General features: G+C 70.3%; 11 protein-coding genes. 5 read left to right on the forward strand and 6 right to left on the reverse strand.

Annotated elements, in window-relative coordinates:
• Positions 1–89: 89 nt before the first annotated feature.
• Genes RS86_RS02910 through RS86_RS02930 form a run of 5 tightly spaced genes read left to right on the forward strand, consistent with a single transcriptional unit; the run spans position 90 to position 5,927 of the window.
• The gene (locus RS86_RS02910) at positions 90–1,139 is read left to right on the forward strand and encodes a LacI family DNA-binding transcriptional regulator (protein ID WP_045270706.1); all 1,050 of its coding nucleotides are present in this window, start codon (positions 90–92) and stop codon (positions 1,137–1,139) included.
• Positions 1,136–2,740 (forward strand): FAD-dependent oxidoreductase, encoded by a 1,605-nt coding sequence (locus RS86_RS02915; RefSeq protein WP_045270707.1) that lies wholly within the window; start codon positions 1,136–1,138, stop codon positions 2,738–2,740. Before RS86_RS02910 ends, RS86_RS02915 begins: the two co-directional genes overlap by 4 nt.
• A gap of 28 nt (positions 2,741–2,768) precedes the next feature.
• Positions 2,769–4,055, forward strand: a complete 1,287-nt coding sequence (locus RS86_RS02920) for an ABC transporter substrate-binding protein (RefSeq protein WP_045270708.1) — start codon at positions 2,769–2,771, stop codon at positions 4,053–4,055.
• Positions 4,052–5,026, forward strand: coding sequence for a carbohydrate ABC transporter permease (locus RS86_RS02925; RefSeq protein ID WP_045270709.1), 975 nt, complete (start codon positions 4,052–4,054; stop codon positions 5,024–5,026). The genes RS86_RS02920 and RS86_RS02925 overlap by 4 nt, the downstream gene beginning before the upstream one ends.
• Positions 5,016–5,927, forward strand: coding sequence for a carbohydrate ABC transporter permease (locus tag RS86_RS02930; protein ID WP_082076524.1), 912 nt, complete (start codon positions 5,016–5,018; stop codon positions 5,925–5,927). Before RS86_RS02925 ends, RS86_RS02930 begins: the two co-directional genes overlap by 11 nt.
• Before the next feature lie 103 nt (positions 5,928–6,030).
• Here the strand turns inward: RS86_RS02930 and RS86_RS02935 are convergent, their stop codons facing one another.
• The 6 genes from RS86_RS02935 to RS86_RS02960 form a co-directional block, all read right to left on the reverse strand.
• Complete coding sequence (locus RS86_RS02935) at positions 6,031–6,372, reverse strand: CHY zinc finger protein (protein WP_045270710.1); 342 nt, start codon at positions 6,370–6,372, stop codon at positions 6,031–6,033.
• A 26-nt stretch (positions 6,373–6,398) separates the two neighbouring features.
• Positions 6,399–7,193: an ABC transporter ATP-binding protein gene (locus RS86_RS02940; RefSeq protein WP_045270711.1), complete on the reverse strand. Its 795-nt coding sequence runs from the start codon at positions 7,191–7,193 to the stop codon at positions 6,399–6,401.
• Positions 7,190–8,242 carry a FecCD family ABC transporter permease gene (locus tag RS86_RS02945; protein WP_045270712.1) on the reverse strand — a complete coding sequence of 351 codons (1,053 nt, stop codon included), beginning with the start codon at positions 8,240–8,242 and terminating at the stop codon, positions 7,190–7,192. The genes RS86_RS02940 and RS86_RS02945 overlap by 4 nt, the downstream gene beginning before the upstream one ends.
• Entirely contained in the window at positions 8,239–9,288 is a 1,050-nt protein-coding gene (locus tag RS86_RS02950) for a FecCD family ABC transporter permease (RefSeq protein ID WP_045270713.1), read from the reverse strand. The genes RS86_RS02945 and RS86_RS02950 overlap by 4 nt, the downstream gene beginning before the upstream one ends.
• Complete coding sequence (locus RS86_RS02955) at positions 9,288–10,319, reverse strand: iron-siderophore ABC transporter substrate-binding protein (RefSeq protein ID WP_045270714.1); 1,032 nt, start codon at positions 10,317–10,319, stop codon at positions 9,288–9,290. The genes RS86_RS02950 and RS86_RS02955 overlap by 1 nt, the downstream gene beginning before the upstream one ends.
• Before the next feature lie 99 nt (positions 10,320–10,418).
• A complete protein-coding gene (locus RS86_RS02960; RefSeq protein ID WP_045270715.1) occupies positions 10,419–10,676 on the reverse strand; it encodes a hypothetical protein in 258 nt (85 codons plus the stop codon).
• Positions 10,677–10,809: the final 133 nt, after the last annotated feature.

Here is a 10,809-nt window from a genome sequence, read left to right on the forward strand (position 1 = left end):
CAAGAAGGGTTGCGCTTCCTGAAGATACGCATTAGCGTCGTGGTCACGCCTTGGTGATAGGCATTATCAGACAGACGCGGAGGACCGGCATGTCGGGGAAGACGGGCAAGACGACCCAGAAGGAGATCGCGCGGATCGCCGGGGTCAGCCAGACGACGGTGTCCCTCGTGCTCAACGATCGGGACGGCACGAACGTCCGGATCCCGGAGGCGACAAGGGAGCGGGTGCGACGCGCGATCGAGCAGACGACGTACGTGGCCGATCCCGCCGCGCGGAGGCTCGCGGGACTCGACAACAAGATCCTCGGCGTCTTCACCTACGAATCCGCGCTCACCGCGGAGAGCATGGACTTCTACGGTCCGCTGCTCAACGGGATCGAACGGGCCGCCGAGCAGCACGACTGCGACCTCCTCTTCTTCACGAGCTCGCCCGTCGAGAACGGGTCGCGTCGGCTCTTCCACCGGAACACGCGACTGCGTCTCGCCGACGGCTGCATCCTGCTCGGCCAGCACATGGACGGCGAGGAGCTGTCCCGGCTGGTCAGCGAGGGCTTCCCGTTCGTCGCCGTCGGACGACGCGACGAGGCCGAAGGCGTGCCGTACGTCGGGATCGACTACCGCGCGCTCACCCGGGATCTGATCGCGAGGGCCGCCGAGCTGGGGCACACGACCGCTGTCTACGTGCACGGGGACAGGGACACCCCCTCGTCCCGCGATCGGCTCGCCGAGATCGAGGCGGCGGGGGAGTCCGGACCCCTGTCCTTCCGCTCCCTGCCGGATGTCGGCGGTGACCTCGCGGCGACCGCGCGCACGATCGTCGAGAGCGGCGCCACGCTCGTGGTCGCCGAAGACGCCTTCGCCGCCGAGGATCTCGCACTCGCTCTCGAGCGTCTCGGCGTCTCTCTGCCCGGAGACATCTCGCTCGCGGCGCTCGGTGAGGTGCAGAGCCACACGATCGGCGGGCTGCGCCTGTCCGGATTCCACACCCCGCGCCAGCGGATCGCCTTCGAGGCGTTGAGTCTGCTCCGCGAGCTGATCGCGGCTGCGCCCGAGGACGCGGGGACGATCGACCGGCAGCGGCTCCTCAACGGCTCCCTCGAGCTCGGCGAGACGCTCGTGGCGCGTCGGGCGGACGCATGAGGGTCCTCCGTGCGGACGTCGCCGTCATCGGAGGCGGACTCGGGGGCGTCGCCGCCGCCCTCGCCGCCCTCGGTCGCGGGAAGCGCGTGATCCTGTCGGAGGAGCACGCGTGGCTGGGCGGCCAGCTCACCTCGCAGGCGGTGCCGCCCGACGAGCACATCTGGGTCGAGCAGTTCGGCGTCACGGCGCGCTACCGGGCCCTCCGTGAGGGGATCCGCGCGCACTATCGCTCCTTCTACCCGCTCACCGATGCCGCCCGCCGCGACCCCCGGCTCAACCCCGGACTCGGACGCGTGAGCCGGCTCTGCCACGAGCCCCGCGCGGCCGTCGCGGTGATCGCGCAGCAGCTGGCCCCTCATCTGTCCAGCGGCCGGCTCACGATCCTCCAGCCGTACACGCCCACCTCGGCCGCGGTCGCCGAGCACTTCGTCTCGTCCGTGATCCTTCGCCACGTCGAGGACGGCACGGAGGTGCAGGTCGAGGCGCCGTTCATCCTCGACGCCACCGAGACCGGTGAGCTCCTCCCGCTCACCGGCACCGACTTCGTCCTCGGGGCCGAGTCGCGCGTCGAGACGGGCGAGCCGAGCGCCCCGGAGGCCGCGGATCCCGGCAACGTCCAGTCGATCTCCTGGTGCTTCGTCTTCGACCACATCGAGGGCGCCGACTTCACGATCGAGCGACCGGCGGCCTACGACTACTGGCGCGAGTACGCCCCGGCATTCTGGGGCGACCGTCTGCTCTCGTTCACCGCGCCGCAACCGCGCACGCTCGAGCCGGAATCCCGCACCTTCCACGTGAACCCGCCCTACGGCACGGGCGCCGCGGAGGACCCGCGGCAGGATCCCGGTGACCTCGACCTGTGGGAGTTCCGCCGGATCATCGCCCGTCAGAACTTCCAGCCCGGCGCGTACGAGAGCGACATCGTGGTGGCCAACTGGCCGATGCTGGACTACCTGGACGGGTCGATCATCGACGATCCGGATGCCGAGACCCATCGGGCGGCGGCCAAGGAGCTGTCCCGCTCCTACCTGTACTGGTTGCAGACCGAGGCGCCGCGTCCGGACGGCGGCATCGGCTGGCCCGGGCTCCGCCCCAGGGGCGACCAGACGGGCACTGCCGACGGATTCGCGCAGGCCCCGTACATCCGCGAGTCCCGGCGCATCAGAGCGGTCACCACCGTGGTCGAGCAGGACATCTCGGTCGCCCTTCGCGGGCACGCCGGGCCGGCGACGTTCGACGACTCCATCGGGATCGGCATGTACCGGATCGACCTGCACCCTTCGACCGGCGGCGACAACTACATCGACGTCGAGTGCGCGCCCTTCGAGATCCCGCTCGGCGCGCTCGTGCCGGTCGCGACGCGCAACCTTCTCCCCGCCGCGAAGAACATCGGCACGACCCACATCACCAACGGGGCTTACCGGCTCCATCCCGTCGAGTGGAACATCGGGGAGGCCGCGGGCGAGCTCGCAAGCTTCTGCATCGACGAATCCACGCTTCCGAGACACGTGCTCTCGGACCAGGAACTGCGACAGCGGTTCCAGAACCGGCTCGTCGAGTCGGGCATCGAACTCCATTGGCCGGAGATCCTCGGCTACTAGCGAGCCCCTCCTATCAAGAAAGCCCCCCATGAACACAGCAAAGAAGCTGGTCGGCGCTGCTGCCCTGGCGACGGCCGCGATCGTCGCGATCACCGGATGCAGCGCCACCCCGAGCACCCCTGCACCCACCACCGCCGCCCCGGACAGCGTGGCTCTCCGGATGACGGTGTGGACTTCGAACGAAGCGCAGCTCGCGCTGTTCGCCTCGATCGCCGACGGCTACAAGGCCACGCATCCCGAGATCAAATCGATCACCTTCGACAGCCTCCCGTTCGCCGACTACAACACGACCCTCACGACGCAGATCGCCGGTGGCAACGCCCCCGATCTCGCCTGGATGGGGGATCTGTCCAAGGATCTGATCGCCTCCGACGCCCTCCTCCCGCTCACCCCCGTGCTGAAGGAGACCAAGGGATGGGGGTACGACGACCTGCTCCCCAGCGCGACCGCGGAGTTCTCCAAGGACGGGCAGCTCTACGCGTACCCGTTCTCGAACTCGCCCTACGCGCTCTACGTGAACAAGGACCTCCTCGCCGCCGCGGGCCAGTCGCTGCCCTCCTCTGGGCTGACCTGGGACGAGGTGTCGAAGGCGGGGGCGGCCGTGAACGCGGCGACGGGGAAGGCGGGGTTCGTCATCCGCGACTTCGACTTCTCCGCGTGGAACACCCTCGCCACGGTCTGGACCGGCTGGGGGGCGAGCGCGTGGAACGCCGACGGCACGAAGTGCACCTTCGATGACAGCAAGATGGTCGACGCGTTCACCTTCCTGCACGACGCCGTCTTCAAGGAGTCGGCCATGCCAGGGCCCGGGACCAAGGCCGACTTCTTCGCCGGTGACTCGGCCTTCACCGTCGCCCAGGTCTCCCGGGCCTCGCTCCTCACCGGGGACTTCGGATACGAGGTCCTCCCGCTGCCGGCCGGTCCCGCCGGCGCCTATTCGGTGATCGGGCAGGCGGGCGTGGGCGTCCTGCGCACGAGTGCGCACCCGCAGGAGGCGAGCTCCTTCCTCGCCTATCTCACGGGGCCGGAGAACAGCGCCAAGCTCTCGCAGTTCTTCCCGTCGGCGCGCACGTCGCTGCTGACCGGCGAGAAGCTCGCGGCGAACAACAAGAAGCTCACCGCCGAGCAGCTGCAGACCGTGGTCGTCGACCAGGTCCCGGGAGCGGTCACGCTGCCCAACCACACCAGCCCCGCCGAGATCGCGCAGAAGGGCAAGACCGCCCTGGACGCGATGTGGAAGCCGGACGCGGACGTGAAGAAGGTGCTGACCTCGGTCTGCTCCGCGATCACCCCGCTTCTCGCGGGCGGACGATGACCGCCGCAGGCACCGTCACCGGGGAGGCGCGCTCCGACGCCTCCCCGGCCTCGGCCGGACCGCGTCCCGTGGCCGCGCGCCGCAGGAGGTTCTGGACGATGCGACGCCGGGACGCGGCCGCCGGATACCTCTTCATCGCGCCGCAGGTGATCGGCGTCGTGCTCTTCGTCCTGATCCCGGTGGGCCTCGCGATCTTCTACAGCCTGAACAAGTGGAACATCTTCACCGGGCAGCTCAGCTTCGTGGGAGGGGCGAACTACGCCGCGCTCGCCGCGGATCCGCAGCTGCCGAGCGTGCTGGGCGCCACCGCGGTGTTCTCCCTCGGCGTGGTCGTGCTCAACATCGGACTCGGGCTCGGCCTGGCCGTGATGCTCAACCGCCGCTTCCGCGGGGTCACGTTCTTCCGCACCCTGTTCTTCTCCCCGGTGGTGATCTCCGTCGTCGCCTGGACCCTGGTCTGGGGGTTCCTCCTCCAGGACAACGGCGGGATCAACGCGCTGCTCGCGCAGCTCGGCATCCACGGGCCGAACTGGCTGCAGGAGGGGCCGACGGCGATGGGCGCCGTCATCGTGACGCAGGTCATCCGCAGCGTCGGCGTGAACATGGTCCTGTTCCTGTCCGCGCTGCAGGGCGTGCCGGGCGAGCTGTACGAGGCCGCGCGCATCGACGGCGCCGGCAACCGCACGATCTTCACGCGCATCACCCTGCCCCTCATCTCCCCGACCCTGCTGCTCACGAGCATCATCACGATCGTCGGCGCGCTGCAGGCGTTCGCCCAGATCGCCGTGCTCACCGAGGGCGGGCCTGCGCTCTCCACGACGGTGCTCGTCTACTACGTCTTCCAGCAGGCGTTCACGTTCAACAACATCGGCTACGGCTCGACCCTCGCACTGATGCTGCTCACGTTCGTCATGCTGCTCACCGTGCTGCAGTGGCAGCTCCGAAGGAAATGGGTCTTCTATGAGCACTGAGACGCTCACCGACGCGCCGGCGAGGATCCGTGTGCAGACGTCGCCGATCGCGCGGACCCGGCCCTCCCGGGGCCGGATCCTCCGCCGGATCGTGCTCTACGTCGCGCTCGGCGTGATGGCACTGCCGTTCGTGGTTCCGACGATCTGGATGGTCGCCTCCTCGTTCAAGCCGCTCAACCAGATCTTCGCCGCTCCGCCCTCGATCTTCACCGCATCGCCGACCTGGGACGCGTACGTGCAGGCCTTCGGCTTCCAGCCCTTCGCCCGCCAGTACGCCAACAGCGTCTACATCGCGGTGGTCGTGACGCTCATCGTGCTGCTGGTGTCGAGCCTCGCCGGTTACGCCTTCGCCCGGCTGCGCTTCCCGGGGCAGAACGTTCTCTTCCTGATCGTGCTCGTGGGGCTGCTGGTGCCGGGAGAGGTGACGATCGTCCCGCTCTTCCAGATGTTCAAGAGCGTGGGACTGATCAACACCCACTGGCCGCTGATCCTCGTCACGGCCCTGGCCGCGCCCTGCGTGCTGGCGACCTTCATCATGCGGCAGTTCTTCATCGCCCTGCCGGTCGAGCTGGAGGAGGCCGCGCGGCTCGACGGACTCGGCCGCCTGGCGATCTGGTGGCGGATCTGTCTGCCGCTCGCGAAGCCGGCGCTCTCGGCCGTTGCGATCCTCACGTTCCTGGCGTCCTGGAACCTCTATCTGGAGCCGACGGTCTACCTGACCTCGCCGGATCTGTTCACGCTGCCGCAGGCCCTGACGCGCTACACCGACGCTTACGGCGGCGAGATGTGGAACACGCAGCTGGCCGCCGCGACCATGACCGTGGTGCCCGTGCTCGTCGTGTTCCTGATCGCGCAGCGGCAGTTCGTCGAGGGGCTGGCCCACTCGGGGCTGAAGGGCTGAGACGGTGACGCGGTCGCGGTCGCGTGCCGCTTCCGCGGGAGTTCTGCAACTCCGCAGGATGATTCCGCGCGGATCATCCTGCGGAGTCGGATCCGTCCGTCCTTCAGGACCCGACCGGCGCGATCTCGAAGTACAGGTCCGCGTGCAGGGCGCAGCGCGGATTGAACGAGGCGGCGCACCGCGGGCAGGCGGTCACGCCGAGGTACTCGCGGATCTCGAGTTCGTGGCCGCAGACGCCGCACAGCACGGCCTTCGCATCCTGTTCGGCCGACGGCCACGGGCGGGACGGGTGGCCGGCGGTCTCCTCATGGCAGAGGTGGCACGGGTAGTAGTCGCCGCAGCACGCGAAGCGGATCGCCACGACGTCGAGCTCGGTGCGGTAGTGCACGCAGCGGGTCTGCGCATCGACGGGGCGTCCTTTGATCTCGACGTCCTCGGCACCCATGCCACGATCCTAGGCGCGGCGTGCGATCAGCCCCGGTGCACGTCCACAGGCACGATCATCGGCGTGCCGGCGACCGGATCCGGGATCACGACGGCCTCGAGGTCGAACACCTCGCGGAGCAGCTCGACCGTGACGACGTCGCCGGGAGCGCCCTCGGCGACGATGCGGCCGTCGCGCATCGCGACGAGATGGTCGGCGTAGCGCGTCGCGAGATTGAGCTCGTGCATGACGACGACGACCTGCGTGCCGCGCTCGCGCGAGAGCCGCACGAGCAGCTGCAGCAGCTCGACCTGGTGCGCGAGATCGAGGTACGTGGTCGGCTCATCGAGCAGCAGGATGTCGGGCTCCTGCGCGAGCGCCATCGCGACCCACGCGCGCTGCCGCTGCCCGCCCGAGAGCTCATCGATCGAGCGCTCGGCGAACTCCGCCATGCCGGTCACGCGCAGCGCGTCGGCCACCACCTCGTCGTCGCGGTGGTCGCGTCCGCCCAGCCAGCCGCGGTGCGGGGTGCGGCCGCGGTCGACGAGGTCGGCGACGCTGATCCCGTCGGGGGCGACCGGCGCCTGCGGCAGCAGGCCCACGATGCGGGCGACCTCCTTGGTGGGCAGGTGCGCGATCGCGGATCCGTCCAGCAGCACGGATCCGCGGCGCGGCTTCAGCAGCCGGGCCAGCGTGCGCAGCAGGGTCGACTTGCCGCAGCCGTTGCCGCCGACGATCATCGTGATCCCGGATCCGGGAAGGGCCAGATCCAGCCCGTCGATGACGGGATCGCCGTCGTAGCCGACGGTCAGGTCGGTCGCTTCCAGGGTGTGCGAGCTCATGCGCGCGTGCGTCCTCTCATCAGGAGCCACAGCAGGAAAGGCGCGCCGATGGCGCCGGTGACCACGCCGACCGGCAGCGCGATCGGGAACAGGTGCTGCCCGACCGCATCGCCGGCGAGCACGATGATCGCGCCGAGGAGCGCCGAGACCAAGGGCAGTGCCGCGTCGCGCCGGACCAACCGGAGGGCGATGGGGCCGGCGAGGAACGCGACGAACGAGATCGGCCCGGTCAGCGAGGTCGCCACCGCGATGAGCAGCACCGCGCACAGGATCAGCAGGATCCGGGAGCGCTGCGGACGCGCCCCGAGCGCCGTCGCGGAGTCGTCGCCGAGGCGCAGCACCGGCAGCGTGCGTGCCGCCAGCAGCGCGATCACCAGCAGCGCGAGGAGCGCGGGGGCGGTCGGCGCGAGCTGGTCCCAGAGGCTGCGGCTGAGGGATCCGGCCATCCACACGGTCGCCTGCTCCGCGGCCTTGACGTCGGAGCGGGTGAGGACGTAGCTGATCACGGCCTGCAGTGCTGCGGCGACGCCGATGCCGACGAGCACGAAGCGCAGGCCGGAGAGCCCCCGTCGGTACGCGAGCATCCAGATCAGGAGAGCGGTCACGAGACCCCCTCCGATGGCGGCCCACGAGACCACGAGTCCGGAGGCGCCGAAGAACGAGATGGCCGTGATCGCGGCCGCGCTGGATCCCGTGCTGATGCCGATCACGTCGGGGCTCGCGAGCACGTTGCGCAGCAGGGTCTGGAACAGCATGCCGCCGAGGCCGAATGCGGCCCCCGCCAACAGCGCGCCGACCGCGCGGGGCAGACGCAGCTCGACCACGGCGAAGCTCACACCCGGCACGGTCTGGCCGGCGAGCGCGCGCAGCACGTCAGGGAGGGCGAGGGTCTTCGCGCCGAACACGAGAGCGGCGATGAACAGCGCCAGGGTGATGACGGCGAGGCCCGCGATGAGCACCGTGTCGCGGGCCTCACGGTGGCGGCGGGCGGCGCGGAGCCGCTCCGCAGGCGCAGAGGCGGCGGGACGCGTGGTGTCTAGAGCGGTCATAGGCCGACCGCCTTCCGCCGGCGCAGCAGAGCGATGAAGACGGGGGCTCCGATGACGCCCGTGACGATGCCCACCTCGAGCACGCCGGGGCGGGCCAGGATCCGGCCGATCACATCGCAGACGAGCAGGAACGTGGCTCCGGCCACCGCGGACAGCGCGACGATCCAGCGGTAGTCCGCGCCGACCAGGAAGCGCACCGCGTGCGGCACCGCGAGCCCGACGAAGCCGATGGGACCTGCGAGCGCCGTCGCGGTGCCGCACAGCAGCACCACCGCGAGTACCGCGGTGAGGCGGGAGGCGCCGACGCGGACGCCCAGGCCGCGGGCGACGTCGTCCCCGAGCGCGAGCGCATTCAGCCGGCCGGAGCAGGCGACCGCGAGCACGGCGCCGAGGGCGAGGAGGCCGCCCAGCTGTGCCAGCGAGGAGAACGATGCGGCGGTCAGGGATCCGACCTGCCAGAAGCGGAAACTCTCCAGCGTCGACTGGTCGACGATGAGGATCCCCGTGATCACGGCCGTCGCGATCGCCGCGACGGCCGCGCCCGCGAGGGCGAGCGTCACCGGGGTCGCTCCCCCCGGGCTCGCCGCGGCGGCGCCGTAACCGACCACGACCGCCACGGCGGCGCCGGCCAGGGCGCACCACACGATCACGAGCGGTGCCTGCCACCCGAACAGGGTCATGCCCAGCACCACGAACAGCGACGCGCCGGCGTTCACGCCGAGCAGGCCGGGATCGGCGAGGGGGTTGCGGGCCATGCCCTGCATGACGGCGCCGCCCATGCCGAGCGCCGCGCCGACGAGGAGTCCTGTGATCGTCGTGGGCACGCGCGAGAGCACCGCCGCCTGATCCGTGGACCCGTCGGGGCGCAGGAACGCGTCCCACACCGCGTCGAGCGGCACGATCCGCGCGCCGAGGGTGAGGGAGAGCGCGGCCGCGACGAACATCGCGCCCAGGCACACGACGATCGCCCACCCCGGGCTCAGGCGCACGCGACGGCGTGCACCGGAGCCCGACGTGGGCGTCGTCGGCGCGGGGGCGAGGCTCATCAGGCCTTGGTGGCGGCCCCGCCGAGCATCTTCGCGTAGGTCGGCAGCGCCCACGGGATCGACAGCACGGTGGGCGCGGAGACGGCCATGAGCAGCTCCTCGTCGTTCATGAGCACGACGGAGCCCTTCTTCACGGCGGGGATCCGGCTGAGCAGCGGGTCGTTCTGCAGGGTCGACAGGTCGCCGCCCTGCACGTAGACGACCGCCACGTCGGCATCGAGCTTGTCCGCCTGCTCGGCCGAGATCGTGCCGACGAAGCCCTTCTCGTTCTTGGCGAGGTCGGCGAGGGACTTCGGGGTGGCGAAGCCGAGGTCGTTCAGATACTTCACGCGGGTGTCGTTCGGCGTGTAGTACTGCACCTTGCCGGGATCCTTCGCGTCGACCCAGATGACCATGCCGGTCTTGCCGGTGGCGGCCGGGTACTTCGCCATCTCGGTCGCCATGGCCTTCTCGGTGTCGGCGATCAGCGTCTTCGCCTCGGCGGACTTGCCCAGCGCCGTGCCGACCATCGTGGTCGAGTCGCGCCACGAGGTGCCCCACGGGGCGCCGGGGTAGGCGACGGTGGGCGCGATCTTGGTGAGCGTGTCGTACTCCTGCTTCGTGAGGCCGGAGTTCGCGCCCAGGATCAGATCCGGCGAGGTGTCGGCGATCTTCTCGTAGGGGATGCCGTCGGTCTCGTCGTGCACGGGCGGCAGCTTCGCCTTGTCGGCGACGATCGCATCCTTGGTCCACGCCAGGTAGCCGTCGCCGTCCGGGTCGCCGAAGGTCGCCGTCGGGATCGTCACGGGGATGGTGCCCAGGGCGATCGCTGCGTCGAAGCTGCCCCAGCCGATCGTCGCCACGTTCTTGGGCGCGGACTCGATGACGGTTTTGCCGTAGACGTGCTCGACGGTTGCCGGGAAGGCGCCGTCGGCGGATCCGGTCCCGGTGGCGCTGGGCGCGGACCCGGTCGAGCACGCGGTCAGGGCGAGGGTGCCGGCGGTCAGGAGGCTCAGGACGGCCGCGCCGCGGCGCAGGCGGAGGGAGGGCATGGATCTCCTCGGAGAAAGGAACGGGTAGGTAGGTAAGCCTAACCTACGCACCTTCAGCCGCAGGGAGAGACGGCCACGATCGCCGCGACGCCGTGCGGGTCAGAGTCCGTTCAACATCCCCAGGCACGGTCCGATCACGACGAGCCACGCCGCCGCCGAGATGATGAGCACGCCCACGCCGATGCCCCTGGTCTTCGGCCAGATGAGCAGCACCGCGCCGAGCACCACCGGCAGCACGAATGCGCCGATCGAGAACGCCGTGCCGAGATTGGCCAGGCCGAAGAACAGCAGCAGGGCGAGGAGCATGGATCCGCAGCCCACCGCGGTTCCGACGCCGATCCCGGCGCCGAAGCTCAACCCGGATCGGGGCGCGGCGCCGGGCTGACCGACGTACGCGGCATAGCCGCCTGGTGCACCTGGCGCTGCGGGGTAGGGCCCCGTAGCCCCAGGTGCACCAGGCGGCTATGCCGCGTACGTCGGTCAGCCCGGC

The sequence above is a fragment of the Microbacterium azadirachtae genome (genome assembly GCF_000956505.1).
In the GTDB taxonomy this organism is placed as follows: Bacteria; Actinomycetota; Actinomycetes; order Actinomycetales; family Microbacteriaceae; genus Microbacterium; species Microbacterium azadirachtae_A.